Consider the following 26,009-nt stretch of genomic DNA (forward strand, 5'->3'; position numbering starts at 1 on the left):
CTACCCCAGAACGTCTTCCTTGATTTTCGACTTGTCGGTGTACTCTGGGTATTGCTCGTAAACGTACTCGAGGAGGTCGTCTAACTCCAGGTCATTGTATTTCTCGACGAGTGTCTCCAGATCTTCCTTCGTCTCGGGGTCAAGAACAGCGTCCAGCTCTTGGCTGATTTTGCGGCCTTTCTCAGTTATCACGAACTTCTTTCCGGCATGGTTGCTCCGATCCTCGGAGTCTCGGATGTAGTCATAGTCTTCGTCGGATTCAATTTCTTCGATGGCACCCAGAGAGATGAGGAACTCCAACGCGTCGAATGCACCTTCCGAAAAGGGACCGTAGTGGTAAGACTCGAATTCGAACGTGATGTCTTCGTAGAGGTTACTGAACTCGCTCTCGTGTTCGATGAGGAAGAGTAGCTTCTGTAGGCGTGTGGTTCCCTCGATCTCGTCGGCATATCGGAAGAGCAGAAATGCGACGTCCTCTCTGCGGTCGATATCGTCGATATTAGCCATATCAAGCCTAATAGGGCGAGTATGGAATAGTGTTGTGGAGTGTGAATGTACGTTCTTCAATCTATTATATGGTGTCAATTGTGAACCGGTCCCCATCAGTCACTCGGGGTGAAAGCCCGTGAATACGTAATCAATTAAGTCCTACTTCATTGACTCTGGAACCTACCACTCCTCTTCACGAACTGCTGTGTCTGGATCCATTTGCACATGACGTACTTGAATGTCTGGTGGGTTGGGGGAATTTTCTATTTGAGCCTTAGTGGCACCCATTTTAATCGCTGTTTCAAGAGATGTTCTACCCTTGATTGGAACTATGAATTGGACGACTTCGGTCGAATAATTTGATCCATCCACTCCCTGATATTCAAGTCCTATCGAAAACGAATACACACCTATCCCAGACACCTCATGTAATTTCTGTGATATTAGCTCAAAAGCCCATGGTGAAAATCTATCGTTGCCATGTCCATATTCCTTTTTGACCAACACACTTGGAGATATGATGAAAATATTCGACTGCTTAGGATGGAGATAGTTATCATCTGCTTGATACCAATCTAATTCACTTTCATCAAGAGTAACATCCTCAGTATGAGGTTTGAGAATCATGTCGTCTGATTTTGTATGTGGTGTGATCTTCACACGAATGTTGCTCGCAGGGCCGGTACCAATGTTCGAAATCTTCAGTTTAAATTGGCTACTTGGTTCGCTGTAAGGCCTTAATTTATCAACTACAAGATTCGGCTTTTGATTCAATGATAAGATTTCTTTTTGATCTCTCTGAATCTCGCTCTGGGAATCAAGAAGCGAAGTTTGTTTCTCTTGGAAGGAGGCCTGATCAGATAGTGACTCTGCTTGTGCAGAAAGGGCAGCCGCCTGATCGCTTAGGGCATCGGCTTGCTCTTGTTGTGTCTGTCCTGAACTCCAATACAGATACAAAAGCCCTAGGGTAAGGGTAGCGTCAATAATAATGCCAAATAGTTGGATTTCATCCCCTTCCGGTGCCAACATTAGGATTAATATTGAAAGAATATAGAAACAGACCGTAGATAAGGCAAGAGCGAAGCTAGCATATACAAACTTATCAATTATGTCTTGAATTTTCATTAGAGGAGAAATTATAAGCATCACATATATGCCTGTTTGTCACACAGTTGTGAGCTGGTTTTCACGCCAGCATATATTGATATCACAACTGAATTGTGGTCAATGAATTCACTTTTCCACTGAGGTTTTCATTAAACAAACCCAGCCCACTCACTCGGTCTCACTTTATCCGGTGGCCGCGGTCTCGGCATCGGCCGCATCAACTCCGCGTTCACCTTCCCCTCGAGGTACAACTCGCCCCACACAGTAATCTCGAAGTGATCTGCATCGGCATCGTCGGAGATCGGCGCGACCATCCCTGCGTGAGACAGTACACGACACCGCTCTCGCACGCGACGAGCTGAAGCGTCGGCACTCAACTCACGCGAGATGAACTCGGGTGAGCAGAGGCCTTCAGCTTGCAGCATCTCCAGTATCCGGTCATCTACAGCATTCTGCCACCGACCACTCTTCCTCGGAGCCGACATTGATAATTTTCCTACGAACCGGATTCAGCGACGCCATTGCTGTTTCCGTTATCGCCTTCATCTTCAACAGCGTTTACCGGACGGTCCTGCTCAGCATCCCACTCGCCGTCGAGATACTGTTCACCCTTCTCGGTGATGATGTAGACACCGTTGCCGAGAGCGGTGAGCATCCCATTTTCGGCCAGTTTTTTCAGACGACGAGATACGTGGGCGCGAGATACGTGGATGAATCCGCTATCCGCCAACTGCTTCGGAGAGCCAGAACCCTCCTCACGAATCACCTCGAGGATTCTGTCGTCCCAAATAGTCATCCACGAACCCGAATGTCGCATTAGATGCGAATAAACACGGGCGTTGGGTATACAATTGGTTTCCTACCGATAGTATTCGGGCATACTGTTACGACACGTCGTTACATATATGTAACAACGGTTCTACAGCGTAGATGCGGAGTTGTGAGACGAGCTGACGGCTGGTGATGATTTTGTAGGCCCCGCGGTGGTGCTGGAACCACCACCACGGGGAAGCTCCGTCAACCGCTATGACGGAAATTAAGACCGCGGGATTGCAGTCCCGCACGACAGTGGAGGCACCGCCCTTTGATAAGAGCGACGACGCTGACTGCGCAGTCTGTGGCATCCGACCAGCCGAAGGGCTGGACGCACGGACCCGCGAGGGCGTCTGTTCTACGTGTGCGCGTCTCCGGTGCGACGGAGGACGCGACGAGTACGACTTCTTCGACCTCGAGGGAGAGACAGAAATCGACGTCCGGTGTACCACACCGTGTGGCGCGCCGGACCTCTGCGACGGCTGGAACGAGACCGTCGAACTCGACGAACCAGCGTACATCGACGAGAACGAGCGCGTTCACTTCCCCGGCTTCGAGTGGCAGTGTCCCGAGTGTGGGAACCCGTACGAGTTCGTCGTCAACGGTGTGGAGGTGAGCAACCTTGTCTGAAGCCACGCAGTCCCGTGAGGAACTGTTGGTCTCCGACCTCACCGCGTTCCAGACTAACGCACTGTACGTTATCGCAGGTGAAGAGGACACTGAGCAGTGCTACGGGCTGGAAATCATGCGGCGTCTCAGAGAGGTCTACGGTAGGGTCATTCACCACAGCCGCCTCTACACGAACCTCGAGAGACTCGTCGACGATGACTTCGTCGCCAAAGGTCAACTCGACGAGCGCACGAACTTCTACGTCCTCACCGAGAAGGGACAGTACGCGCTTCGTGAATACCTCGAGTGGCAGGCTCGTCACTTGGGTCCAGAAGTTTCCGAGGAAGGTGACGACGCATGACCGACGACCTCGAGCCGCTCAAACCCCGCGAGGCGGTGAAGATGTATCTCGACTCTCGACGCAACGAGGTCAGCGACCAGACGCTGCAGTCGCACGACTATCGACTCCAGAAGTTCGTCGAGTGGTGCCAGGACAACGAGATTACCAACATGAACGACCTCGGCGGCCGCGACCTCCACTTCTTCCGCGTTCACCGCCGGGAGGAGGACGGGTTGAAGCCGGTCACGATGCAGGGACAGCTCTCGACACTCCGGCGGTTCCTGCAGTTCTGTGCGACGGTCGACGCCGTCGACTCCAACCTCGCCTCGAAAATCATCCTCCCGCGGCTCAAGCGCGGCGAGGAGGCTCGCGACATCAAACTCGAGCCCGACCACGCTGAAGCGATTCTCGAGTGGCTCGACACGTACCACTACGCGAGCCGGAAGCACGTCGAGGTACTTCTCGCGTGGCACACCGGGATGCGTATCGGTGCGATGCACGCCATCGATGTCGACGACGTCGACTTCGAGGACCTCTGCATCGAACTCCGCCACCGACCGGAGAGCGACACGCCGCTGAAGAACGGTATCGACGGCGAACGTGACATCAGTATCACGCTGGAGATCGGGCAGGTGCTCCACGACTACCTCGAGGTCAACCACTTCGACGTGACCGACGAGTTCGGACGGAAGCCGTTCCTCTCGTCTTCACACGGCCGCGTCTCGATTTCGAACATCCGCGGTGACTTCTACGCGTCCACTCGCCCCTGCAATTGGGGGAACTGTCCGCACGGACGCGAGCTCGCCGAGTGCGAGGCCATCAACCGTACCTCGGCGAGTCGCTGTCCGTCGTCTGTGAGTGCTCACCCGATTCGTCGTGGGTCAATCACTCACCAACTACGGCAGGACATCCCGACCGACATCGTGAGCGGCCGCGTGAACGCGACGCCCGAGATCATCGACAAGCACTACGACCGTCGGACGAAGCGCGACCGGATGGAACAGCGTCGTCAGCACCTGGAGAAGCTGGAGTGATTCTGGTGCGCTTTTTCACAACCCCAATTTCCCGCCCGAACCTGCCGGCCAGTTTCCGACTAGGTTCTTCGCCAGTCGCCGCGTTGGCCCATCCACTTTGCACTCGGCCCTTGGCCGAGTGCGGCTGGGGCCAGACAACTCCCCAGCCACTTAACTTCGTTACAACACCACCGAGAGACTTCTCGGTGCTGTCTTCTCGACTCCTCACCACCGGGAATGACGCCTGTTTCGTCCGTGGACGTCCACCGGAGCCTCGAAGACAACTGTCTGAAGCATAGGGTCTCCCGTTTAGCTAAATATTTAGATGAGCATCTAAACGCAGCACCGTCTCACTCGAAACTGCCCAGCGTCGCCTGGTCACTGTCGCCGCCTCCCTGCCCGTCACCCGCGTCGTCGTCTGCAACAGGTTCCGGGCCTCCACGTCGAGAGAACGACGCTCGGCGACGGATCTCCGGATCCGCCATCGCTTCGCTCGCTCGCTCCTGCAACTTCCCGAAGCGGTCCTGTGCCGACTGTCGTTTGGCCTCGTAGCCGACGATGGGCCGGGGGTAGTCCTCACCGACTTCGACGCCGCACTCCGACTGGACGTGGAGGGGTGTCTTTTCGGGTTGGTCGAGATAGTCGGCTGGGAGGTCGCGGAGTTCCGGTACCCATCGGTAGACGAACTCGCCGTCAGGGTCGTTGTCGCGGACCTGCTTGCGTGGGTTGTAGATCCGCATGGAGTGGACGCCGGTGACGCCGGTCTGCATCTGCCACTGGGTGTAGTTGATGGCCGGGTCGGCGTCGACGAGATGGTAGTAGAACCAGTCCGCACCGACCCGCCAGGGCTGTTCGAGGATATAGCCGAAAAAGGAGGCGCACATCGCCCGCATTCGGAAGTTGAGCCAGCCCGTCTCGCGGAGACAGCGCATCGAGGCGTCGACCATCGGAAACCCCGTCTCGCCGCGTTTCCATGTCTCGACGAGGTCGGCGTCGTGGTTCGAGCGGTTGAACCCCCGGAACACCGGGTTGACCGCGACGTCCATCCAGCCGGGCCAGTCTTCGAGTTTCTGGTTGTAGTGGCGGTTCCAGTAGAGTCGCGAGACGAACATCGACCGCCCGCTGCCGTCGGGTGCGTCGCGCTGGACGCGCTGGTAGACCTCGCGGACGGAGAGACAGCCGAAGCGCAGGTAGCCCGAGAGCCGACTGGTGCCCGTCTCTGCGGCACTCGGCGAGGAGATAGACGACGGATACGACCGGATCACGTCGACGAAGCGGTCCAGCCGGGCGACCCCCGCCCGGCGGCCGCCCTTCGGGACGCCGGTCTTCTCGGGAGAGACGTCGTACTGTTCCTCGATTGCCGTGGTCGTGACCGTCGAGTCCACGCCGTGGTCGCCGAATCCGGAGTCGTCGGGTGCGACGGTGTCAGTCTCGAAGTAGGTCTCGACGTGGTCGCTCCAGTTCTCGCGGGGGTCGTCGACACCGCGACGAAGCCCGTCGCCGTCGACGAAGGTGACGCCGAAGCGGTCGGCGAGGCGGTCGTCGCGGCGGCGGCCGTAGCGGCCGGTCGGTTCGGCCGTGGTGACGACGTCCCAGCCGCGGTCGACGAACTGTCCGAGAATCGTTTCGGGGTCGCCGTGGGCGAGGACGAGGTCGACGCCGCGCTCGGCGTACTGCTCGCCGAGGTCGTCGAGCGACTCGTGGAGAAACCGGCGGCGGGCGTCGCAGGCGAGCGAGCCGTCGGTGTAGAACTGGGGGTCGAAGAGGAACAGCGGACAGACGGTGTCGTACTCGCGGGTGGCGTAGGTGACGGCCGGGTTGTCGGCGACGCGGAGGTCGCGGCGATGCCAGAGGACGCACGCGGTGCCGTCGCTCTCGCTCTCGTCGGTGACAGCGGTGCCGACGTCTTCGGCGTCGTCGACGTCTGTGATTCCGTCACCGTCTTCGGCGTCAGCAACGTCTCCGGTGTCGCCACCGGCGGGGCTGTCGTCCGGTGTCGGCTGCGTCTCGCGGGACACGCGTCGGACTTCGGAGCGAGAGCGAATAACCGTGTGGTGTGGAGCGGGGTCGCGGCACCACGGCTCAGACGCGAAGCAGCCTGAGTCGTCCGGCGACCAGCCCGAGTACCGCACCGGTGAGATGTGCGACGAGCGCGCTGCCGGGCGCGCTGAACAGCAGCGTCAGCCCGCCTGCGACGACGGCGACGAGGAGGACCGTCACGCGTGGCGGGAGGCGAAAGCGGTCGAGCAGCGTCGACGAGACGGGATTGGCCGCGAGGACGTAGCCGACGAGTGCGAACGCCGCGCCGCTGGCACCGAGGACGCCGACACCGGGAGCGAAGAGACCGCCGAGCCAGACCTGCGCGAGACCGGCGAGGACGCCCGTCGTGAGGAAGAAGGCGTGAAACCGCAGGCGCGTCGTCGACCACGCGACGAGGCTGCCCGCGACGGCGACGACGACGGCGTTCGAGACCAGATGGCCCGGACCGGCGTGCGCGTAGACGCTCGTCACGAGTGCCCACGGTGGCGAGAGCACGGGCGGTGCGAGGACGAACAGCCCGGTGAGGCCGACGAGCGCGGCGGTCCACGTCAGAAGCGAGACGACGGCCATCGCCGCGAGCGTCTCGACGACCGGGTTACCGAGCAGCGCGCGCGAGACGAGCGACCGGGAGTCGGGAGGGTCGGAGTCGACGCCGGGGCGGGTTCCGGCGTCGGTGGTGTGAGGGCGAGTGGAGGACACGGCTCTGGTGGCCCGTCGGTAGGGGTCGACCAAAACCCTTCGCCCAGGTAGAGAGCACACGCTGGGGTCACGCCTTCGCACAGTCCCTATCAGTACTTATCCGCTCGTCTCGTACTTCGAGCGTGGCAAAGGACGACTTCACAAGCATCACCGGTCTTCCGGAAGAACTCGGCATCGACGACGACCTCCAGCGCGCCCGACAGCTGCTCACGGTCCGTGTCGACAGCCGACGCTACGGAAAGCCGGTCACCCTCGTCGAGGGCTTCGACCGCAACACCGACGTCAAGTCGCTCGCGAGCGACCTCAAGCGGGCACTGGCCTGTGGCGGGACGGTCGAAGACGGCACCATCGAACTGCAAGGGAACCATCTCCGGCGCGTTCCGGACCTCCTGGCCGACCGCGGTTACGACGTGGTCCGCTAACCGACTCGTCGGTCGTCGTTCTCGTCGTTCTCGTCGTTGGTGCGTCGAGAGCGACGGCTCGGCTCCGTGCCCATGCGAGAGCCGTTCGAATAGCCCGATAGTTCAAATATCGCGAGGACCACAGCCAACGTAGATGTTCCGCGACGTCGCCACCGACGGCCCGCTGTTCAAAGCCAAAGAGAGCGTCGGCGTGTTCGTCCGCAACGTCCCCTCGCTCGGGACCCTGCTGGCGAATCGAACCCAGCACTTCGAGCGCGCCCACGCGGTGCTCCCCTCGGACGCTGTCGTCGGCGAGTCCGTCGAGCTGACGGTGCAGGCGTGGGACCAGTGTGAACGGCTCGTCGACGACTTCCGCGGCTCGTTCGCGCTCGCCGCGACCGACCCCGACGCGGACCACCCAGAGGAGGTCCGCTTCGACCCGCACAACGGCGGGGTGACGAAACTCAGGGAGCTCTCCTTCGAGACGCCGGGCGTCCACTATCTCGTCCTCACCCACGACGAGTCGGGCGAGCGGTTCGTCACGAACCCCGTCCGAGTACACGAGACCGAGCCTGACCGACGGCTCTACTGGGGCGACATCCACCTGCACTCACAGATCTCCGACGGCACGGGGAGCATGGCGAAGGGGATGCGCTTCGGGCGGGACGTGATGGCGCTCGACGTCGTCGCCTACACCGACCACGACACGATGGGCTTCTTCATCCCGCCGAGCTGGCAACAGAAGCGGATGCACCGCGACTACTTCGACCGGATGAAGTCCGTTACCGACGACTTCCACGACCCCGGCGAGTTCGTCACGCTCATGGCCTACGAGTGGACGAAACAGCCCAACCGCGGCGGCCACATCAACGTCTACTTCGACGGCGTCGACGAGGCCGAGCTGTTCGACTCGATCGCGACGGAGACCGACACCTACGAGAAGCTCTGGGACCGCCTGCGCGAGTGGAACGAGTCGGGCGAGGGGCAGGCACTCACCATCCCCCACCATCCCGCGGAGAAGATGTATCCCTTCGACTTCTCGGCGATGGACTACGACGACGAGCTCGCGCCGCTCGTCGAGGTCTACTCGCAGTGGGGGTCGAGCGAACGTCCCGGCAGCGACGGCAACCAATACCCGCTCGCCATGGGCCAGGGCGAGGTCGACGAACCGGGCCACTACGTGCAGGACGCGCTCGAACTCGGCTACCGCGTGGGGATGGTCGCCTCCGCGGACTACCACGGGCCGCATCCGGGCCACTCGCTCATCCACGCTGACGCCCATCTCCCGAGTCTCGCCGAGTGGCGCGAGGACGGCCTCGGCTGGGCCAACATCTGGCGCGTCTGGGACGAGGGGAGCTACCCCGGCGGTCTCAACGCCTTCTCGGCCACGGACCTCTCGCGTGACGGCATCTTCGACGCCCTCGCCGACCGGCGGGTCTACGGGACGACCCAGCCCCACCGCATCGTCGTCGACTTCGCGGTCGACGGGACGCGCGTCGGCGAGAACGACAGCACGGTCGTCGTCGACGACGCGGAGACCGAGCGAACCGTCGAGGTCGACGTCGCCGGGACCGCGCCGCTGGAGCGCGTGGAGGTCGTCAAGAACAACGAGGTGCTCGCGGACGCGACCACCCTCACGAGCGCGACCGAGGGACTGGCGGCCAGCGACGGCGGGGTCGACGACGGCGACGGCGACGGCGACGAGTTCGCTGTCACCCATCTCGAAAACGGCAGCCTTGCCGAGTCCGTCGGCGACACGGTAGACCTCTCGGAGTACGTCTGCACGGCCACAGTCACCGACGACGAGCCGGTGACGGGGATGGCCTGGGACGAGGAGCGCGGCACCGACGCCGACGTCTACTACGTCCGGGTGACCCAGACCGACGGCGGGATGGCGTGGGTCGGCCCGGTGTGGGTCGAAGTCGCCTGACCTGTCGACGCACTTATTCTCCCGCCCTCAGTGAGTGGGGATATGCCCTCCACACGTCCGAGACGACAGCGGCAGGTCCGACAGTCCGACGGCGATACCGATTCACCCAGCCGCCCAGCGGCAGGGCGGTGACCCGTCGTGCCTGACTTCTTCACGCGACTCGACGACGGCTGGGACCGCGCGAGCGACGTGCTCGAACTCGCGTTCGTCCCGTTCGTCGTCGCGCTCCTGAACGTCGACGCGATACAGCGGATCTTCGCCCGCGAGAGCGACTTCTCGATCGGCGTGACGCTCCGCCCGCCGTCGGCCGTCGTCGACGTCTGGACGTTCGTCCAGCTCCCACAGCAGACGCTCTCGACCGGGACCGGCGGGACGAACGTGACCCTCGGCGGCCTGTTCGCGTTCCCCTCTATCCCCTTCTCGGTGGCGGCCGCGGGTCTCGTGCTCCTCCTCTGTCTCGAAGCCCTCCTGACCGCCGGCTTCCTCGGCAGCCTCAGACAGCAGCTGACGACGGGGTCGTACGACTTCGGCGTGGCCGTCGGCCGGTACACGGTCCCGCTTTTGGTCTACCGACTCGCCGTGACCGCGCTGGGCTTCGGACTCGTCGGGAGCGTCTTCCTCCTCGGCCCGAGCGGGCCGGGAGTCGTACTCATTCTCATCGCGATACCGGTCGGGCTACTGCTCAGCTATCTGTTCTATCCGATTCCGTATCTGGTCGTCCTCCGCGAACGCGGCCTCGCGGACGCCGTCGCCGGGAGTCTCGACCTCGCGACCGGGACGAAGGGCTACTTCGGCTACACGCTCGGCTTCGCCGGGTTCTCCGCGGTCGTCTCGCTCGTCGGCACGGCGGTCGTCGTCAACCTCGGCCTCGCCGGGATCCTCGTCGGTGCCGTCGCGGCCGCGCCGCTCGGACTGGCGTTGAGCACGACGACGCTGCGTTTTCTCGCCGACATTGACGACGCGTCGCCGACGGTCGAGTGGCCCGCTGACGACGGCGGAAACCCGAGCGACGAGGGCGACGTTCCGACGGGTGGGCCAGCGGCGACGACCGACTCCGGGAGTTAGAACCCTTCGCGGAGGAAGACCCGCTCCGAGGGGAACACAGCGGCCAAGCTGTCGCGAGCCGCGTCCGTCTCGATAGTCACGTCGCCGGTGCGTTCGAGATCCGCGACGGAGCGCGAGCCGACGACGAGCTGTGAGAGCGCGCCGATGCCGACAGTCACGTCCGCATCTTCCTGCCCGCCACCGTCGTGACGGCGACAGGTTACCCCGTCGCCGTCGACCGAGAGAACGAACAGCCCGTCGTTCCACGCGTACTGGTCGTCGGAGACGGCGAGGGCGACGGTCCCTGCCACGTCGCTGGGGGCGAGCGAGAGCGCGTCGACGGCGGCTTCGAGGTCGACGATACGGACCATCGGTCCGGGTTTGATGCGGACCTCGGCGGCGCGGGGGTCCGGGAGGCTATCGAGCAGCGTCGGCTCGTCGCGGTGGCCGTGGAGCCGTACCTCGTCGACCTGCGAGTCGTGGTCGCGGCAGAAGCGCAGGAGCTGGCCGCGGGCCGCCTCGTCCAGCCCGGCGAGTTCGTGGACGGTCATGCGTTTGTCGTCGCCGTCCTCGTCGACCGTGTAGAAGACGTAGCCGCGAAGCTCGCCCGACTCGTCTTCCCAGCCGTAGGCGTAGGGGTCCTGCCGCCAGCCGCGGAAGGTGCGAGTCCGCCACCAGCCTTCGGTACGGTCGAGGCTCAGCGTCTCGGTGGCCCACTCGCGGTGGACGTCGTCGACGGCGGCCCAGTCGTCGGCAGCGAGGCGGCGGAACGATCCGGCGGGGGCGGGCACGACGGCCGCGAGTTCCTCCGGCGGCAGTCGCGTCTCGGTGGACTGGTTTGTCATCCCGTAGCCGAAGCGCTGGTAGAACTCGTACTCGAAGGGCCAGAGGACGGCGAACGCGATACCCTCTTCGCGGAGTTCGCGGTGGAGATGGGCCAAGAGGTCGCCGATGAAGCCCTGTCGGCGCGACTCGGGCGGGGAGGCGACCGCCGAGACGCCGCCGACGTGGTGGAAGTCGCCGCGGATGCGCGCCGTGAAGTCGTAGTAGGCGCACATGACCCGGAGGTCGTCGGCCGCGAGGTCCTCGTCGCTGGTGTCGGGGGCGACGTCGTACAGGCCGCGTCGGTGGTAGATGTCGGGGCGGGGATGGTCCTCGTTGTCGGGGTCCGGTCCGGCCTCGGGGCGGAAGGCGTAGGTGAGAAGCCGGTTGACGCGGTCGTCGTGGGCCTCGGGGATGGGGCGGTAGTGCATAACCGGGAGACGGCGGGGAGGGTCAAAACCTTCGTGGTGGCGTGTGGCTGCGTGTCACTGACCCCAGAGCCGACGGCGACGAACCGAGGGGTTCAGGTCGCTTCGGTCCCGAGGCGGTAGTATGAGTGACGTGAGTGAGCAGAGTGAAGCGGATGGACTGCTGTCGGGCGACCGGCTGCTCGTTCTGGCCATCCTCTTCGTCGGCGTCGTCGGCTCGGGTATCGCCCGGTGGCTTCTCGGCAACGCGGGCTTCGAGACGCTCGGCATGGTCGTCTTCGTGCTCGGCTACGGGGGGATGGTGTTCACCCTCTGGTACGGCTGGCTCCGGCACATGGAGTTGACCGGACCGGGCGGGCAGTAGAACGGAACTTTAATGCGGTATTCGCGGTGAGTTAGGAACAAGAATGCTGCCGCTACAGGTCATCGACAGTTTCCTGCTCAACTACAACGTCGGGCAGGCACTGCTCTTGGGCTTCGTCGTGACGACACTCGGGGCACTGCCGCTGAAATCGCAGAAGATCGTCGCCATCAACACGGTACTGTTCGGCGTCATCTTCATGCTCACGCCGCAGTCCATCGCTGCCGCACACTACCTGTTCCTCGGGCTTGCACTGCTCATCGTCGGCCCCCTGCTGTACGTCACGGCGAACAAGTAACTCTCCGACTCCGGACTCTCCGGCTCGGGACTTCCCGACTCCGTGGCCGCTCACGACGACGGTCCCGGTGACTCGTTTCGGCACTGACGTCCCGGCGCGGCCGGGATAATCTCCATCTTCGCTACCTTTTTGCTTCGACCTCAGAAACCGCAAGGCATGATTACGGTGAGGGCCCCGGCGACGAGTGCCAACTTGGGGAGCGGATTCGACGTCTTCGGTGTGGCCCTCGACCACCCGGCGGACGTGGTCAGTGTCGAGAAAGCCGACGAGACGACCATCGAGGTGACGGGCGCGGGCAGCCAGTTCATCCCCGAAGACCCCAAACGCAACACGGTCGGCGCGGTCGTCGAAGCACTCGACGCGCCCGCTCACATCAAGATCGACAAGGGCATCCGACCGGCCTCGGGACTCGGCTCGTCGGCTGCGAGCGCGGCCGCGGTCGCCGTCGGTCTCAACGAACTCTACGACCGCGGTCTCACGCGGGAGGAACTCGTCCCCATCGCGGGCGAGGGCGAGGCAGTCGTCTCCGGTGAGGCCCACGTCGACAACGTCTGCCCCTCCATCCTCGGTGGCTTCACCATCGCCGCGAACGGCGACATCACGACGGTCCCGGCGTCGATTCCGCTCGTCGCCTGTCTTCCCGAAATCGCCGTCTCGACGCGCGACGCCCGGCGGGTCGTCCCCTCGGAGGCGTCGATGGACGACGTCGTCCACACGGTCGGCCGTGCGGCGACGTTGACCGCCGGGATGTGTCGGAACGACCCCGACCTCGTCGGCAAGGGGATGCACGACCGGGTCGTCACGCCCGTCCGCGCGGAACTCATCACGGGCTACGAGATGGTCCGCGAGGCGGCCTTCGAGGCGGGCGCGACCGGTGTGACCGTCAGCGGGGCCGGTCCGGGTATCCTCGCGGCCTGCCACTCCGGGGACCGTCGGGAGATCGCCAGCGCGATGGTCGACGCTTTCGCCGACGCCGGCGTCGACTCGCGGGCCTACCAGACCCGCATCGGCGACGGCGCGGAAGTTCTCAGTCGCTGACGTCGCTGTGAGTTCGGTGTCGTCTCGTACCGTGAGCCGTTGCTCTCGCGACTATGTCAGGCTCTCACCCGTGACAACCGCTACACGAGAGACACTGGCGTGGCCCGAGATGACAGTTCTCCGAGAATGTTCATCACCTCCCCACCCCTCTCTGAGATATGAACCGTGCACTCGTCGTCGTCACCGACACGGACCGTAGCGACCGCATCCTCCGCGAGGCTGGCGACATCGTCGCCGGCAACGGGGCAGAACTCGTGCTCCTCTCAGTCACGCCGACCGAGGAGTACGAGCGCACGCAGGACGCCGTCGCCGCCATCGGTTCCTCGGACGTCGTCTACACCATCGAACAGGCCGAGGAGTCTGCGACACGAAAGCTGAAGAAAGCCGCCTCGCGGGCGTTCGACGGCCGCGACGTCGACTACCACACGAAGGTCGTCTTCGGCCGCAAAGTCGACAGCATCCTCGACGTCGCCGACGCCTACGGCTGTGACCATCTCTTCATCGGCGGTCGCCGCCGCTCACCGACGGGGAAGGCACTCTTCGGCGACCTGACCCAGCAGGTGCTGCTCAGCTTCGACGGCCCGGTGACGGTGCTGCTCGGCGACGAAGAGTAGAGAACCGTCGCAGTGGCGGTGTTGTTGCTGTCGCAGTGCGGAAGCGTTCAATAACGTTGTACCGCGAGCGAGCGAAGCGAGTCTCGCGGGGCGGGTTTTTTCGCCGAGCTTTTTTAGTGGGGTTGAGGCCGCCGTAGGCGGCCGAGGCCCCACGCTGAAAAAAGGTCGTTTCTAGACGCCGCGGCCCTGCAGCTTCTCCTCGTCCTTCATGTCGGTGTTCGACTGGCCCTTCATCCCCTTGCCGATGCCGGAGGCGATCTCGGCGAGCGTCTCGGGGTCGTCCCAGTTGTTGACGGCCTCGACGATGGCGTTGCCCATCTCGACGGGGTCCTCGGCACCGAAGATACCGGAGCCGACGAAGATGCCGTCACAGCCGTGGTGCATCATGAGTGCCGCGTCGGCGGGCGTGGCGATGCCACCGGCCGCGAAGTTGACGACGGGCAGCCGACCCATCTCGGCGGTCTCGTGGACGAGGTCGGCGGGGGCCTCGTGCTCGCGGGCCCACTTCTCACGCTCCTCGTGGTTCATGCCGGTGAGCTGGCGAATCGCGCCCTTGATGGCGCGCTGGTGGGTGACGGCTTGGTTGACGTCGCCGGTCCCGGCCTCGCCCTTGGTGCGAATCATGGCCGCGCCCTCGTCGATGCGGCGGAGTGCCTCCTGAAGGTTGCGCGCGCCGCAGACGAACGGCGAGGTAAACTCGCGCTTGTCGATGTGGTATTCGTCGTCGGCGGGGGTCAGGACTTCCGACTCGTCGATCATGTCGACGCCGACGGCTTCGAGGATCTGTGCCTCGGTGTGGTGGCCGATGCGGGACTTCCCCATCACCGGGATGGAGACCTCGTCGATGATCTCCTCGACGGCTGCGGGGTCGGCCATCCGGGCGACGCCGCCGCGCTTGCGGATGTCGGCCGGGACGGCCTCCAGGGACATGACGGCGACCGCACCGGCGTCCTCGGCGATTCGAGCCTGTTCGCGCGTGACGACGTCCATGATGACGCCGCCCTTCTGCATCTGCGCGAACCCTCGTTTGACGAGTTCGGTTCCGCGCTTGAGGTCTTCGAGGTCAGTCTCCTCGGGCATAGCTGAGGCTTGGAGCGGACACACTTAACGGGTGTCTTTCCGGTGCTATCACGAGGCGTGAACCGCCGGCACACAGCGGACGTTATTACCTCAGCGCGCGACATAATAGGTAGGTGATTCTCGTGTCAACAGTAACCAAGCAGCAGCCACAACGCAAGAGCACACTCGTCAACGCCCTCATCGGCGCCGTCGTCACGGTCGTCGTGTCGTTCGTCCCGTTCTCGCCGATAATCGGCGGCGGCGTCGCCGGCTACCTCCAGCACGGCAGCCGTGAAGAGGGGGTGAAGGTCGGTGCCATCTCGGGTGTCATCGCGACCATCCCCGTCGTGCTCGCGGCCCTCCTGATCGCGAGCGTCTTCACCATCGTCCCGTCGGGGACGGGCGGCCTCGGACTCGCCGTCGGTGGTCTCGTGCTCGCGCTCATCGTGTTCCTCGTCGCCGGTCTCTACACGGTCGGTCTCGGTGCGGTCGGCGGCTACCTCGGTGCGTATCTCGCCGAGGAGCGCGTCGAGGACGAGAATCACATGGACGCGTAGTCCGAGGACCGGACCGACTGACCCGGCTTCGGCGACCGTCATCACTTTATCACCGCTCTCCTTCCGACTCGTCATGTCTGTGACCGACAGGGACGGTCGGCTGTCCGACCCGGCCGACCTCCCGCGGTGGCTCGCACCGCTGCCACGGTGGTTGGAGGACTTCGGACTCAGAGCCGCGTGGCTCATCGTCGCCATCAACCTCGCCGGGACGGCCTTCGGCTTCTGGTACTACGGTTTCCAGCCGATTCCGCTCTCGACGCCGCTCATCGGTCTGCAGTTCGCGAACGAGCCCGTCTCGATGTGGGCGTTCGTCCCCGACAGCCCGGTCGCGACGCTCTTCATCGGTCTCTCGCTCGCGCTCTGGAAACTCGGCCGGTCGAACGAGTACGTCAACGCCCTGGCCTTCTTCGGCTGTTGGAAACTCGGCTTCTGGACGCCGTACGTCCTCACGGTCTTCTTCGACGGCTTCATCGGCGTCGGCTGGCCGATGTACGCCTTCCTCTTCGGCAGCCATCTCGCGATGGTCGTCGAGGCCTTCCTCATCCACCGCTACTCGGACTTCCCGGTCAAGGCCGTCGCCGTCGCATTGCTGTGGTACGGCTTCAACGACGTCGTCGACTACTTCGTCCCCATCGTCGGCACGCCGCACCACACGAACGTCCCCGGACAGATGATCGACGCGACGACCGGCTTCTTCACCCATCCCTCGCCGGCCCACGAGTACGCCGCTGCTGGCGCGGTGGTCCTGACGCTGACGGCGACGTTCTGGGCACTGTCGACGCGCGTGAAGAAACTGGAAGTCGGTGCAATCGAGGAGTAACGAGCACTCGCCGGCGCACGTATTCTTAAACCGGAAGGGAGCGAAAGACGGCGCATGAGCCTGTTCGACGCCGTCGCGGACCGTCCACTCACCGTCGAGTCGAGCGACCGCACGCGCCACGAGCGCGACACTTCCAGTGACTTCGTGCGCGTCTCGACCGTCTACGCGCTCCACGGCGACGGCGTCACCGGACAGGGCGAGGACGTCACCTACGACGCCGAGGACCACGACGCGCTCGCGGACGCTCCCCCGCTCGTCGGCGACGGCGACGACCAACTGGCTCCCGGCGAGTACAGTTTCGCCGAGTTCTCCGACGCGCTGGACGACGTCGACCTCTTTCCGACGAAGGACCCCGAGCGGAAGACGGGTCACGCCTACCGTCGCTGGGCCGTCGAATCGGCGGGCTTGGACCTCGCGCTCAAGCAAGCGGAGACGAATCTCGGAGCGGCACTCGGCCAGGAGTACGGGCCGCTCCGGTTCGTCGTCAGCACCCGCCTCGGCGAGCCACCGAGTACCGACCGCGTCCACGACCTGCTCGACGCCTACCCGGACACGGAGTTCAAACTCGACCCGATCTCGGAGTGGGACGACGAGATCGTCGACGACCTCGCGTCGACGGGCGCAGTACGTATCCTTGATCTGAAAGGCCAGTACGAGGGGACCGACGTGGACCAGCCGCCGGACCCCGAACTCTACCAGCGCGTCTTCGACGGCTTCGGCGAGGCGGTCGTCGAGGACCCTGGCTTCACCGACGGGACGGCCCTGCTCCTCGAAAACAACGTCCCGCGCATCTCGTGGGACTACCCCATCACCGGCGTCGACAGCATCGAAAAACTCCCCTTCCCGCCGCAGTGGCTCAACATCAAGCCCTCGCGGTTCGGGACGGTCGAGTCGCTGTTCGACACCCTGGAGTACGCCGCCGAGAACAACATCACCCTCTACGGCGGCGGCCAGTTCGAACTCAGCGTGGGGAGAGACCACATCCAGGCACTCGCCTCGCTGTTCTACGCGGACGGCCCGAACGACGTCGCACCCGGCGTCTACAACGACCCCGAGATTCCCGAGGACGCCCCGACGAGTCCGCTCCAGCCCTCCGCAGAGCCGGACGGTCTGGGATTCTCGTTCTGAGTTAGTTGTCGGCGTGGGCGCGGACCCACAGCTCGCCGATACGCGACAGCCGCGTCCGGTAGGACTTCCCGCGTTCTTCCTGTTCGACGTAGCCCTTGCCGCCGGGACCGAGGCGGTCGACGTTGTAGATGACCTTCGAGCGGAAGCTGTCCGTGTACTCCTCGTTCAACTCGCGGGCGAGCACCTCTGCCAACTCCGAGACCGAGGCGAACTCGCCGTGGTCGCCGAGGAGAAAGAGGATGACCTCCTCGAAGGGCTTGACGTTCGAGAAGGAGGCGACCGGTAGCTCGACGATGTGGCCGTCACCGATCTTCTTCGCGCCGATGGTCGTCCCCCGCTCGTCGAACTCCTCCAACAGGTCGGAGATGCTGGCGAGATGGGTCGCGATCTCCTCGTCGTCGGCGTCGAGGTCGCCGTCGCGGACGCCCGCGAGCAGGTCCTTCGCGGCGCGCAACTCCTCGGCCAACTCGGTCTCCAGATACTTCTCGGGGGCGGTGTAGTAGGTGTGGATGCGGTCGCGGTCCTCCTGCCGTTCGAGGGTGATGGAGTGCGCCGCCGTCGCGAAGGCGAAGGAGACGGGCCGCGGCATCGCGCTGATGTTGACCCAGACCTCGCTTCCGGCGTCGAGTTCGGCGTTGATGAGGTCGTAGGCTTGCTCGAAAGCGGCGTCGTAGTCGTAGACACCGGCGACGACGACGCGCTCGGTTTCGGCACCGAGCAGGTTCGTGAAGTCCTTTTCGAGCTTCTTCGAGAGGTTCCGAGAGTATTCGACGTTGGCCTCGCTACCAACTGCGCCCTCCAAGAGGATGACGCGGTCCACGTCCAGTTGGTCGCGGATGAGCGGCGCGATGAGCCGGTCGTAATCGAAGCCGACCGGCACGATGTGGGTTTGCATGGGCGTCGGTTCGCAAGACCCGGGCAAAAGGATTCACTTCGCGGGCGTCGCGACGAGCAACGAGACGCCCGGTGCGGTGAGAAACGACTCCCGGTCGGTGACCTCGAAGCCGGCCTCGGCGAGCCACGCTACGACGTCGTCCACGTCGTGGGCACGGTGGCCGAGTGTGACGAGATAGGTGAGGCCGACGAACCCGACCGTCGCACGGGCCAGCGTCGTCCGCCCCGTCCCGTCGAACTGGTCGAGGACGTACAGTCGGCCGCCGGGAACGAGCGCGTCGCGGACTCGCTCGAACAGGGCGACGTTCTCCGGGCCGTCGTGGGCGTGGACGACGTTGAACAGGAGGGCAGTGTCGTAGCCCTCACCCAGCTCGTCGGTCGTGTAGTCGCCGGCGATGAACGAGAAGCGGTCAACAACGCCCGCGTCACGGGCTGTCTCCAGTGCCACCGCTCGGGCAGGTTCGGTGTCGAACACCGTCACCAGCGCGTCGGTGTGGCGGTCGGCGAGCGTGGCCGCGTACAGCCCGTGACCGCCACCGACGTCGAGGACGCGGGCGTGGCTTGGGAGACTCACCTTCTCGACGACGGTTGGGGCGAGGACGGCCGCCGCAGCGCGAAAGCCCTCGTGAGCCAGCTGCCACCGCTCGGGGTGGTCGTCCAGCCACTCGTAGAGCGTCTGTTCGGGTGCTCCCGTCCGGACGGCGGTCGTCATGTTGGCCTCCCAGAACGGGAAGACCACCTCGTGCCAAAACGTCAGCCACGGGCCGACGCCGTCGGTGGCGAGTAGCCACCGCTCCGTCATCGGCGTGGTGGCGTAGCGGTTGCCGTCACGGGTGAGGTAGCCGAGGGCGGTGAGGAAGTCACAGAGCGGCTCGAGTCCAGCGGGCTCGCAGTCGAGCTGTGAGGCCACGTCGTCGAGGGTCGCCGGGCCTGTCGCGAGCGCCTCGAACAGTCCGAGGTCCAGTGCGAGGCCGACGGCCCGCTCGCCGCCCGCACCGACCAGATCGAGGACGGGTCCGGGTGCTCTGTTCAGTTGGAGCATGACGAACCGCTCGAAGAGATTGGGCGCGACGGGCATGGAACCGATACGTCACCCGACAGCATCAGAGTTGTCAGCAGACGAACCCGACTACCGCTCGCTCAAATCCGGCCCAACACGTCCCGGCTCGACACGACCTGCGCGAACTCCCGATGCAAGTGCGCTAACGCGGTCTTGTGCATCGTCTCCGCCGAGTAGTACTCACCACTCGGTCCCTCTCGGTCGAACGTCGCCGTCGCGTCGTCGACGAGAATCGGCTCGAAACCGAGGTTCTCGGCCATGCGGGTCGTCGTCGACACGCAGTGGTCCGTCGTCAACCCGGCGATGACGACCGTCTCGTGGCCGTTCTCGTGGAGATAGTCCGCTAACTCCGTGCCGACGAACGCGCTGTTGACGCGCTTGACCAGCTCTTTCTCGCCCTCTTGCGGGACGAACTCGGGCTTGAACGCGAAGCCCGGCGCGTCACCGCGGAGCGGCGAGTTCTCCTCGGTCGAGTCGTGGCGAACGTGGACCACGGGGCGGTCGGCGGCGCGCCAGGCTTCGAGCAGATCCGCGAGTCGCGTCTCCAGGTCGGGGTTGTTGCGCTCGCCCCAGACCGGGTCGTCGAAGCCCTGTTGAAGGTCGACGAGGAGGAGAAGTGCGTCGTCGGGGAGCGCGTCGAGACTCACGCCTTCACCCGTTGCCACCGCTCCGGAACCGGAGCCTTCGGATGCTCACGCGAGATTTCGATGGGGCACTCGTCGGGGGCTTGGGACTCGTCGGCCGAGAGCATATACTGGTGCCACTCGCGGTCGCCCTCGACGCCCCAGTCGCCGATCTTGGCGTGCGGACAGACGCCGTCGTAGGCTGCGAGACGGTCTTGGATGACCTGGCGGGCCTGCTGACCCGCCTCGGTGTCGGCCGTGATGCCCTCGAACAGCTTGCGCGGCTGGAACGTGATTTCCAGCCCGAGCGGACAGTAGCGGCTCATCCGCTCCTCGTAGAACGGCGCGCGGCAGGTGGGGAACATCGACTCGCCGGCGAAGGAGAACTCCCAGTACTCGCTGTCGGGGTCTGTCGGGATGTCCTCGGGCCACGGCTCGGGGTCGTGGACGTGGAGGAACTGGAGGACGTGCCAGAGCTGTTCGTGGTACTCGCGTTCTGTGAGGTCCTCCTCGGGCGGCTTGAAGAACGTCACGAGCGAGCAGCGGTCGCTGAAGTCCTGGAACGTGTCGAGATATTCGATGAGCGTGTCCCGCAGTGCGAACAGCGCGTCCGGCTGGGTTGTCGACTCGACGAAGGTGTAGAGCGCGTCGCCGTTGCGCTCCGATTCGATGCCGAAGTAGCAGGGGAACGGTTCGCCGTCGCGCTCGTCGAGCATGGAGGCGTGGAACGTCTCGAAGTGGTCGACCGCCCAGTCGGGCAGGTCGCCGGAGTCGATACGGCCCATCACCGTCTCTTGGTCGAGGAGCGACTGAACCCCCGGTTCGTTCATAGTCGAAATCAGGGATGCGGAGCGATTTAGGTTTCGGTCCCGGCCGACCGTTCGAGTGCGAAAACAGGACGTAGCGTCGACGACAGGTCAGTCGGCGCGCAGCCCGTCGGTAAAGCGCGTCGAGTTCTCCGCGGCCGACGGCGACGTGAACGCCGAGACAGCAACGGTGAGCAGCAGACCGAGTGCCATCCCGTAGAGCGCGAAGTCCCAGCCGAGATAGGTCGCCGGCAGCCCGCCACCGAGGCCGAGCAGGTCGGCGATGGCGGGTGAGAAAACGTGTGCGAGGTAGAAGGCTTGGCTGCCGACGAGTCCCGCAATCATCCCGTTTCGGTTCGTCCCGCTCCAGTAGAGCGCGACGATGACCGGCAGCGCGAGCTGTGCGTAGCCGCCGAAGGCCGTGTCGCCGACGGTCACGAGCGACCCCGGCCGGAACAGGCTGGCGACGAAGGCGATGACGGCGAAGGCGACGACGCCGAAGCGGGCCACCCAGCCCTCACGCTGGCTGCTGGCGGCGGGGTCGACGAGCGGCCGGTAGATGTCCCGCGTCAGATACGACGACCCCGAGAGGAGCATCGAATCGGACGAGGACATCATCGCCGCCATCGCACCGGCGATGACGAGCGCGGCGAACCACACTGGCGTATATTCGTTCAGGAGTGCCGGGACGACGTTGCCGCCCTCGGGCACCGTCACGCCGAGCCCCTGCGCCCACGACCCGAGCATGAACGCCGGAACGAAGAGGAGGACGACGAGCACGGGCCAGAGCGCGAACGACCGCTTCAGCACGCGGTCGGACTTCGCGACGAAGAACCGTTGGTTGATCTGCGGGAACATCGCGACGCCGAAGGCGATGGTGACCGCCGAGGAGATCATCCACTTCGCCGAGTACAGCCCCCCACCCGAGAGGGTGAAGAGGTCGAAGCTTCCCTCCCCGCCGCCGAGTGCGAGGAAGTCGGGGTTGTTCTGGGCGAGCGCGCTCGTGGCGGCACCCGGGCCGCCGACGGCGACGAGGACCCAGGCGACCGCCGCCCACGTCACGGTGAGCATGAACAGCCCCTGAATCGTGTCGGTCCAGGCGACGCCCCGCAGGCCAGCGAGGACGACGTAGATGATCATGAAGACGGTGATGAGTGCCGCGCCAGCCCAATAGGGAATCATCCCGTCGGTGAGGCCGACGAGTGCCTCACCGGCACCCATCTGCTGGAGCATCACGTACGGGAACAGCCAGAACAGGGAGATACCGGCGACGAGCGCGCGGAGCCCAGTCGAGCCGAAGCGGTCGCCGAGCATCTCGCCGAGCGTGACGTAGCCCTGCGTGCGGCCGACGAGCCACTGTTTGTAGCCGATGACGTACCAGAGGATGGCGAAGAGGATGCCGTCCATCAGCCCCATGACGAGAATCCACTCGGGACCCGCGTTGAACGCGAGGTCCGGGCCGCCGAAGAAGGTGAACGCCGAGAGCAGCGTCGCGAAGGTCGTAAACAGGAGGACGACCGTCCCCATCGACCGGCTCGCGAGATAGTAGTCCTCGGCCTCGCGGCTCGTCACGCGGTAGGCGAGCAGCCCGACGCCGAGTGCGACGACGAGGTAGAGACCGATGACGCCGAGTTGGATTCCGAGGTCACCCGACCCCGTCTGAATGGGTAACAGGTCAGCCACGGCTGACCCCCATCACGCTGTCCCACCCGGTCTGTGTGAAGGCGTAGAACGTCGCCGTCGCGAGCACCATCCAGCCGATGTGCCACCAGAGCCACAGCGGCAGCCCGGCGACGACCTGCGAGTTACCCCACAGGAACCACGGGATGGCGAGTGCGACGAGGACGGCGAAGACGGCCGCCCAACGGATCGCGTCGGTATTCGGACGCATACATGAAGAGTAGCTCACACGCATACGTAAAGATTGCTAATAGTCGTTCTTCGGCCAGTATTGAAGACAAATTCTCTTCACAGGGGCGGGTGACTACCGTCGGAGCTAACTACCGGCCCCTGACATCACATCTCATGGACACTGCGATTCAGCTCTACTCGCTTCGCTCACTCGACGAACCGCTGGAAGAGACGCTCGCCCGCGTCGCCGACGCCGGACTCGACGGTGCGGAGTTCGCCGGGACCGGCGACGCCTCGCCGACGGAGTTGCGCGCGACGCTCGACGAGCAGGGTCTCGCCGCGGCGGGCGCGCACGTCCCCATCGAGGTCATCGAGGACGACGTGGCCGACATCGTCCGGACCTGCACACTCCTCGGGACCGACACGCTCGTCGTCCCCATCCTCGACGCCGACCGCTTCGCCGACGCCGACGCGGTGGCGGAGACGGCGACGATGCTCTCTGAACTCGCCGAGCGCGTCGCGGACGACGGGCTCCGGCTCGCGTACCACAACCACGAGCTGGAGTTCGTCGCGGTCGACGGCGACGGTGCAGGCGACGGCGAGGAGTCGGAGACCGCCTTCGAGCGGCTGGTCGAGACGACCGAGGGCGTCGACTTCGAACTCGACGTCGGCTGGGCGCACGCGGCCGGAGCCGATCCGGTCGCGCTCATCGAGCAGTACGGCGAGCGGATCTCGCGTGTCCACCTGAAGGACGTCGCCGTCGACGCCGCCGCCGAGCGCGGTGGTCGGCCGGTCGACCTCGGTGTGGGCGACGTGCCGCTGGTCGAGTGCGCCGAGGCGGCCCGCGCCGCCGACGTCGACTGGGCAGTCTTCGAGCACGACGCGCCGGAAGACCCGGTCGCGTTCGTGGAGAGCGCGGGCGAGTGGTCCGACCGCGTGTAAGAGCGCGGGCGAATGGGTCAACCGTAGATAGGAGCGCGAATCAGCAGGTCGTCCGGTTGCCGTCCGGCGGCCGTCCGGCAGTCGTCGGGCGGTCGTGCGAATAGATTCCAGGGAGCTATCGCCAGTACGATAGGTATTTCCCCCGTGGCGGACGTATATAAGACGAGTGGGAGCGGCCCACATCACTATCACCATCATCACCCCCACGGAGGGGGATTCCATCATGGACGACACAGCAAAATACCTCATCCACGCAGCCATCACCGCCGACGGGGTGGTCGAGCGGAGCGACGTGGTCGGAGCCATCTTCGGGCAGACCGAAGGCTTGCTCGGCGACGACCTCGACCTCCGCGACCTCCAGCAGTCCTCGAAGGTCGGCCGCATTGACGTACAGATACAGAGCGAAAACGGTCAGTCCTACGGCGAGGTCACCATCGCCAGCAGCCTCGACAAGGTCGAGACCTCCATCCTCGCGGCCTCCCTGGAGACCATCGCCCGCGTCGGCCCATGTCAGGCCACCGTCGAGGTGACCGACATCGAGGACGTCCGGGCGGCCAAACGCCGCGAAGTGGTCGAGCGAGCCAAGGAACTGCTCGCGGACTCCTTCGACGAGAGCGTCATGACCAGCCGCGAGATCCTCGAAGAGGTCCGGGAGTCGGTCCGCGTCGGCGACATCACCGAGTACGAGGGCTATCCCGCCGGGCCGAACGTCGACAGCTCCGACGCCATCATCGTCGTCGAAGGGCGCGCTGACGTGCTGACGCTCCTGCGCTACGGCATCAAGAACGCCGTCGCCGTCGAGGGGACGAACGTCCCCGACGTCGTCGCGTCGCTGACCCAAGAGCGCAACGTGACCGCCTTCCTCGACGGCGACCGCGGCGGCGAACTCATCCTGCGCGAACTCGCGCAGGTCGGGACCGTCGACTACGTAGCGTTCGCCCCGCGCGGCCGCTCGGTCGAGGATCTCGCCCGCCACGAGGTCATGTCGGCACTCCGCGACAAGGTGCCGTACGAGACGCTCGACGACGAACCGGTCGACCGGGAGTCGCTCCCGACCACGGAGACCGCTGCGACGCCCACGCCGGAGGAATCGGTAGACCCTCGGGTGGAGCTGTCGGCGACGACTGAGTCGTCGCCAGCTCCCGCCTCGGAGCCTGACGAGTCCGAGGCCAGCGTCGCCGGGACGAGCGCGACGGCCGCCGAGACCGACGCGTCCGCAGTGAGCCGCGAACGGGCCGTCGGCTCCGACGTCTCGGCCAACGGGACGGCCGACGGCGCGGCCGACGACGCGGTCACCGTCGAACCCATCCCGCGTGAGACCGACACGGGCGAGCGCGACGAGACGGGACCGACGGACGGCCGTGACGAGACGGACGAAACTGGAGAACCCGACGCCGGTGCCGACGAAGCGGCGGCCGAGTCGGCCGAGTCGGATGAAGCAGATGAAGCGGACGAAGCGGATGCGGCTGTCGGGGACCCGACACCGTCGCTCCGCGAACACGTCCGAGAGGTCGTCGCAAGCGAGTCGTCGACTGTCCGACTGCTCGACGAGACACTCGCCCAACTCGGCGAGTCGCCCGCGGCCGACGCCTTCGACGCCGTCGTCGGGGCCGAGACCGCCCCCTACGCACTCGTCGTCGACGACGAGATCAGTCAACGACTCGTCGACATCGCCGCCCAGCGCGGCGTCGAACACATCGTCGGCCGCTCGGCTGGCGAGTTCGTCAAGAAACCCGTCGGCGTCCGCGTCCGGACGGCCGACCAGCTGTTGAACGACTGAGTAGCCAGTAGACTCTGAATCAGCGGACCGCTCTTTTATACCGTCTTCACGAACCACAGTGCCGGCGCGCCACCGAAGTAGTCCGGCCGCCGCTCGCGCTCCTCGAAGCCGATGGCACGGTAAAACGCCTGCGCCCCTTCGTTGTCGGGTTCGACCGCGAGCGTCACCTCCTCGCCCGCGGCGAGACCGTCCGTGACCGCGTCGAGCAGTGCCGTCGCGTGGCCCTCGCGGCGGTGGTCGTCGTCGACGACGAGTTCCGCGACGTGGACGCCGTCGCCGGGGACGGGCAGGACGTAGCCGACGACGTCGCCGTCCACGGTCGCGACGAGCACGTCGCCGACGACGAGACCGTAGTCCAAGAGGTCCGGACTCTGGCGGGGAAGGAGCGACTGGAGTCGGGCGAGACGGCTGCCGTCGGTGGGTGTGGCGCGGCGAATCATGCG

At 64.8% G+C, this 26,009-nt stretch carries 29 protein-coding genes; 15 read left to right on the plus strand and 14 right to left on the minus strand.

Annotated features, from left to right (window positions below; genetic code table 11):
• From BLR57_RS09110 to BLR57_RS09120, 3 genes are all read right to left on the minus strand, one after another.
• Complete coding sequence (locus BLR57_RS09110) at positions 1-507, minus strand: type II toxin-antitoxin system antitoxin SocA domain-containing protein (RefSeq protein ID WP_170830597.1); 507 nt, start codon at positions 505-507, stop codon at positions 1-3.
• A 162-nt stretch (positions 508-669) separates the two neighbouring features.
• A complete protein-coding gene (locus BLR57_RS18920; RefSeq protein ID WP_139173311.1) occupies positions 670-1,614 on the minus strand; it encodes a hypothetical protein in 945 nt (314 codons plus the stop codon).
• A 478-nt stretch (positions 1,615-2,092) separates the two neighbouring features.
• Positions 2,093-2,413: a helix-turn-helix domain-containing protein gene (locus BLR57_RS09120; protein WP_089697025.1), complete on the minus strand. Its 321-nt coding sequence runs from the start codon at positions 2,411-2,413 to the stop codon at positions 2,093-2,095.
• A 209-nt stretch (positions 2,414-2,622) separates the two neighbouring features.
• On the opposite strand from BLR57_RS09120, the gene BLR57_RS18925 reads away from it, so the two are divergent.
• Genes BLR57_RS18925 through BLR57_RS09130 form a run of 3 tightly spaced genes read left to right on the plus strand, consistent with a single transcriptional unit; the run spans position 2,623 to position 4,392 of the window.
• Positions 2,623-3,039, plus strand: coding sequence for a hypothetical protein (locus BLR57_RS18925; protein WP_139173313.1), 417 nt, complete (start codon positions 2,623-2,625; stop codon positions 3,037-3,039).
• Entirely contained in the window at positions 3,032-3,379 is a 348-nt protein-coding gene (locus BLR57_RS19610; protein WP_211603201.1) for a PadR family transcriptional regulator, read from the plus strand. The genes BLR57_RS18925 and BLR57_RS19610 overlap by 8 nt, the downstream gene beginning before the upstream one ends.
• Positions 3,376-4,392 (plus strand): tyrosine-type recombinase/integrase, encoded by a 1,017-nt coding sequence (locus BLR57_RS09130; RefSeq protein ID WP_089697028.1) that lies wholly within the window; start codon positions 3,376-3,378, stop codon positions 4,390-4,392. Before BLR57_RS19610 ends, BLR57_RS09130 begins: the two co-directional genes overlap by 4 nt.
• 329 nt (positions 4,393-4,721) lie before the next feature.
• Here the strand turns inward: BLR57_RS09130 and BLR57_RS09135 are convergent, their stop codons facing one another.
• A complete protein-coding gene (locus BLR57_RS09135) occupies positions 4,722-6,389 on the minus strand; it encodes an FAD-binding domain-containing protein (protein WP_244509969.1) in 1,668 nt (555 codons plus the stop codon).
• Positions 6,390-6,453: 64 nt separating this feature from the next.
• On the minus strand, positions 6,454-6,981 hold the full coding sequence (locus BLR57_RS09140) for a rhomboid family intramembrane serine protease (protein WP_089697640.1): 528 nt from the start codon (positions 6,979-6,981) through the stop codon (positions 6,454-6,456).
• Positions 6,982-7,232: 251 nt separating this feature from the next.
• Here BLR57_RS09140 and yciH point away from each other — a divergent pair, with 251 nt between their 5' ends.
• The 3 genes from yciH to BLR57_RS09155 all read left to right on the plus strand — a co-directional run bounded on the left by yciH (position 7,233) and on the right by BLR57_RS09155 (position 10,506).
• Positions 7,233-7,532, plus strand: a complete 300-nt coding sequence (yciH, locus tag BLR57_RS09145) for a stress response translation initiation inhibitor YciH (RefSeq protein ID WP_089697030.1) — start codon at positions 7,233-7,235, stop codon at positions 7,530-7,532.
• A gap of 133 nt (positions 7,533-7,665) precedes the next feature.
• Entirely contained in the window at positions 7,666-9,441 is a 1,776-nt protein-coding gene (locus BLR57_RS09150; protein WP_089697034.1) for a DUF3604 domain-containing protein, read from the plus strand.
• Between the two features lie 138 nt (positions 9,442-9,579).
• On the plus strand, positions 9,580-10,506 hold the full coding sequence (locus tag BLR57_RS09155; protein ID WP_089697039.1) for a hypothetical protein: 927 nt from the start codon (positions 9,580-9,582) through the stop codon (positions 10,504-10,506).
• Here the strand turns inward: BLR57_RS09155 and BLR57_RS09160 are convergent.
• Positions 10,503-11,738 carry a GNAT family N-acetyltransferase gene (locus BLR57_RS09160; protein WP_089697042.1) on the minus strand — a complete coding sequence of 412 codons (1,236 nt, stop codon included), beginning with the start codon at positions 11,736-11,738 and terminating at the stop codon, positions 10,503-10,505. The two genes, BLR57_RS09155 and BLR57_RS09160, sit on opposite strands and share 4 nt — an antisense overlap.
• A 121-nt stretch (positions 11,739-11,859) precedes the next feature.
• On the opposite strand from BLR57_RS09160, the gene BLR57_RS09165 reads away from it, so the two are divergent.
• From BLR57_RS09165 to BLR57_RS09180, 4 genes are all read left to right on the plus strand, one after another.
• Complete coding sequence (locus tag BLR57_RS09165; protein ID WP_089697044.1) at positions 11,860-12,099, plus strand: DUF7996 family protein; 240 nt, start codon at positions 11,860-11,862, stop codon at positions 12,097-12,099.
• Positions 12,100-12,142: 43 nt separating this feature from the next.
• A complete protein-coding gene (locus tag BLR57_RS09170; RefSeq protein WP_089697048.1) occupies positions 12,143-12,394 on the plus strand; it encodes a DUF8006 family protein in 252 nt (83 codons plus the stop codon).
• A 156-nt stretch (positions 12,395-12,550) separates the two neighbouring features.
• On the plus strand, positions 12,551-13,432 hold the full coding sequence (locus BLR57_RS09175) for a homoserine kinase (protein ID WP_089697051.1): 882 nt from the start codon (positions 12,551-12,553) through the stop codon (positions 13,430-13,432).
• 158 nt (positions 13,433-13,590) lie between these two features.
• On the plus strand, positions 13,591-14,046 hold the full coding sequence (locus BLR57_RS09180) for a universal stress protein (protein WP_089697054.1): 456 nt from the start codon (positions 13,591-13,593) through the stop codon (positions 14,044-14,046).
• Between the two features lie 171 nt (positions 14,047-14,217).
• Here the strand turns inward: BLR57_RS09180 and pdxS are convergent, their stop codons facing one another.
• Positions 14,218-15,126, minus strand: coding sequence for a pyridoxal 5'-phosphate synthase lyase subunit PdxS (pdxS, locus tag BLR57_RS09185; RefSeq protein ID WP_089697055.1), 909 nt, complete (start codon positions 15,124-15,126; stop codon positions 14,218-14,220).
• 122 nt (positions 15,127-15,248) lie between these two features.
• On the opposite strand from pdxS, the gene BLR57_RS09190 reads away from it, so the two are divergent.
• The 3 genes from BLR57_RS09190 to BLR57_RS09200 all read left to right on the plus strand — a co-directional run bounded on the left by BLR57_RS09190 (position 15,249) and on the right by BLR57_RS09200 (position 17,610).
• Complete coding sequence (locus BLR57_RS09190) at positions 15,249-15,662, plus strand: DUF5518 domain-containing protein (RefSeq protein WP_089697641.1); 414 nt, start codon at positions 15,249-15,251, stop codon at positions 15,660-15,662.
• A gap of 73 nt (positions 15,663-15,735) precedes the next feature.
• Positions 15,736-16,482, plus strand: a complete 747-nt coding sequence (locus tag BLR57_RS09195; protein WP_089697059.1) for a DUF1405 domain-containing protein — start codon at positions 15,736-15,738, stop codon at positions 16,480-16,482.
• Positions 16,483-16,536: 54 nt separating this feature from the next.
• Positions 16,537-17,610 (plus strand): enolase-like domain-containing protein, encoded by a 1,074-nt coding sequence (locus BLR57_RS09200; protein WP_089697062.1) that lies wholly within the window; start codon positions 16,537-16,539, stop codon positions 17,608-17,610.
• 1 nt (position 17,611) lies between these two features.
• Here the strand turns inward: BLR57_RS09200 and BLR57_RS09205 are convergent, their stop codons facing one another.
• From BLR57_RS09205 to BLR57_RS09230, 6 genes are all read right to left on the minus strand, one after another.
• Positions 17,612-18,505: an HFX_2341 family transcriptional regulator gene (locus BLR57_RS09205; RefSeq protein WP_089697064.1), complete on the minus strand. Its 894-nt coding sequence runs from the start codon at positions 18,503-18,505 to the stop codon at positions 17,612-17,614.
• Between the two features lie 33 nt (positions 18,506-18,538).
• On the minus strand, positions 18,539-19,582 hold the full coding sequence (locus tag BLR57_RS09210; protein ID WP_089697067.1) for a class I SAM-dependent methyltransferase: 1,044 nt from the start codon (positions 19,580-19,582) through the stop codon (positions 18,539-18,541).
• A 62-nt stretch (positions 19,583-19,644) separates the two neighbouring features.
• Positions 19,645-20,211, minus strand: a complete 567-nt coding sequence (locus BLR57_RS09215) for a cysteine hydrolase family protein (RefSeq protein ID WP_089697071.1) — start codon at positions 20,209-20,211, stop codon at positions 19,645-19,647.
• Entirely contained in the window at positions 20,208-21,017 is an 810-nt protein-coding gene (locus BLR57_RS09220) for a YqcI/YcgG family protein (protein WP_089697075.1), read from the minus strand. Before BLR57_RS09220 ends, BLR57_RS09215 begins: the two co-directional genes overlap by 4 nt.
• Positions 21,018-21,104: 87 nt before the next feature.
• Complete coding sequence (locus BLR57_RS09225) at positions 21,105-22,676, minus strand: sodium:solute symporter family protein (protein ID WP_394327570.1); 1,572 nt, start codon at positions 22,674-22,676, stop codon at positions 21,105-21,107.
• Positions 22,669-22,884: a DUF3311 domain-containing protein gene (locus tag BLR57_RS09230; protein ID WP_089697078.1), complete on the minus strand. Its 216-nt coding sequence runs from the start codon at positions 22,882-22,884 to the stop codon at positions 22,669-22,671. The genes BLR57_RS09225 and BLR57_RS09230 overlap by 8 nt, the downstream gene beginning before the upstream one ends.
• Positions 22,885-23,018: 134 nt before the next feature.
• Between BLR57_RS09230 and BLR57_RS09235 the strand changes: the two genes are divergently transcribed.
• Positions 23,019-23,786 carry a sugar phosphate isomerase/epimerase family protein gene (locus BLR57_RS09235; RefSeq protein ID WP_089697081.1) on the plus strand — a complete coding sequence of 256 codons (768 nt, stop codon included), beginning with the start codon at positions 23,019-23,021 and terminating at the stop codon, positions 23,784-23,786.
• Positions 23,787-24,009: 223 nt separating this feature from the next.
• Positions 24,010-25,566: a DNA primase DnaG gene (gene dnaG, locus BLR57_RS09240; RefSeq protein WP_089697643.1), complete on the plus strand. Its 1,557-nt coding sequence runs from the start codon at positions 24,010-24,012 to the stop codon at positions 25,564-25,566.
• 35 nt (positions 25,567-25,601) lie between these two features.
• Here the strand turns inward: dnaG and BLR57_RS09245 are convergent, their stop codons facing one another.
• Positions 25,602-26,006 carry a GNAT family N-acetyltransferase gene (locus tag BLR57_RS09245; RefSeq protein ID WP_089697084.1) on the minus strand — a complete coding sequence of 135 codons (405 nt, stop codon included), beginning with the start codon at positions 26,004-26,006 and terminating at the stop codon, positions 25,602-25,604.
• Positions 26,007-26,009 lie beyond the last annotated feature (3 nt).

The organism is Halogranum gelatinilyticum (genome assembly GCF_900103715.1).
In the GTDB taxonomy this organism is placed as follows: domain Archaea; phylum Halobacteriota; class Halobacteria; order Halobacteriales; family Haloferacaceae; genus Halogranum; species Halogranum gelatinilyticum.

Excerpts from the sequence above, each read along its gene's own strand:
- BLR57_RS09230 (WP_089697078.1), bottom strand. The coding sequence starts at position 22,884 with ATGCGTCCGAATACCGACGCGATCCGTTGGGCGGCCGTCTTCGCCGTC.
- BLR57_RS09110 (WP_170830597.1), bottom strand. The coding sequence starts at position 507 with ATGGCTAATATCGACGATATCGACCGCAGAGAGGACGTCGCATTTCTG.
- BLR57_RS09130 (WP_089697028.1), top strand. The coding sequence starts at position 3,376 with ATGACCGACGACCTCGAGCCGCTCAAACCCCGCGAGGCGGTGAAGATG.
- BLR57_RS09195 (WP_089697059.1), top strand. The coding sequence starts at position 15,736 with ATGTCTGTGACCGACAGGGACGGTCGGCTGTCCGACCCGGCCGACCTC.
- BLR57_RS09120 (WP_089697025.1), bottom strand. The coding sequence starts at position 2,413 with ATGCGACATTCGGGTTCGTGGATGACTATTTGGGACGACAGAATCCTC.
- BLR57_RS09205 (WP_089697064.1), bottom strand. The coding sequence starts at position 18,505 with ATGCAAACCCACATCGTGCCGGTCGGCTTCGATTACGACCGGCTCATC.
- BLR57_RS09170 (WP_089697048.1), top strand. The coding sequence starts at position 12,143 with ATGCTGCCGCTACAGGTCATCGACAGTTTCCTGCTCAACTACAACGTC.
- BLR57_RS09235 (WP_089697081.1), top strand. The coding sequence starts at position 23,019 with ATGGACACTGCGATTCAGCTCTACTCGCTTCGCTCACTCGACGAACCG.
- BLR57_RS09175 (WP_089697051.1), top strand. The coding sequence starts at position 12,551 with ATGATTACGGTGAGGGCCCCGGCGACGAGTGCCAACTTGGGGAGCGGA.
- BLR57_RS18925 (WP_139173313.1), top strand. The coding sequence starts at position 2,623 with ATGACGGAAATTAAGACCGCGGGATTGCAGTCCCGCACGACAGTGGAG.
- BLR57_RS09245 (WP_089697084.1), bottom strand. The coding sequence starts at position 26,006 with ATGATTCGCCGCGCCACACCCACCGACGGCAGCCGTCTCGCCCGACTC.
- BLR57_RS09200 (WP_089697062.1), top strand. The coding sequence starts at position 16,537 with ATGAGCCTGTTCGACGCCGTCGCGGACCGTCCACTCACCGTCGAGTCG.
- BLR57_RS09165 (WP_089697044.1), top strand. The coding sequence starts at position 11,860 with ATGAGTGACGTGAGTGAGCAGAGTGAAGCGGATGGACTGCTGTCGGGC.
- BLR57_RS09140 (WP_089697640.1), bottom strand. The coding sequence starts at position 6,981 with ATGGCCGTCGTCTCGCTTCTGACGTGGACCGCCGCGCTCGTCGGCCTC.
- BLR57_RS09150 (WP_089697034.1), top strand. The coding sequence starts at position 7,666 with ATGTTCCGCGACGTCGCCACCGACGGCCCGCTGTTCAAAGCCAAAGAG.
- pdxS (WP_089697055.1), bottom strand. The coding sequence starts at position 15,126 with ATGCCCGAGGAGACTGACCTCGAAGACCTCAAGCGCGGAACCGAACTC.
- BLR57_RS18920 (WP_139173311.1), bottom strand. The coding sequence starts at position 1,614 with ATGAAAATTCAAGACATAATTGATAAGTTTGTATATGCTAGCTTCGCT.
- BLR57_RS09220 (WP_089697075.1), bottom strand. The coding sequence starts at position 21,017 with ATGAACGAACCGGGGGTTCAGTCGCTCCTCGACCAAGAGACGGTGATG.
- dnaG (WP_089697643.1), top strand. The coding sequence starts at position 24,010 with ATGGACGACACAGCAAAATACCTCATCCACGCAGCCATCACCGCCGAC.
- BLR57_RS09160 (WP_089697042.1), bottom strand. The coding sequence starts at position 11,738 with ATGCACTACCGCCCCATCCCCGAGGCCCACGACGACCGCGTCAACCGG.
- BLR57_RS09180 (WP_089697054.1), top strand. The coding sequence starts at position 13,591 with ATGAACCGTGCACTCGTCGTCGTCACCGACACGGACCGTAGCGACCGC.
- BLR57_RS09210 (WP_089697067.1), bottom strand. The coding sequence starts at position 19,582 with ATGCCCGTCGCGCCCAATCTCTTCGAGCGGTTCGTCATGCTCCAACTG.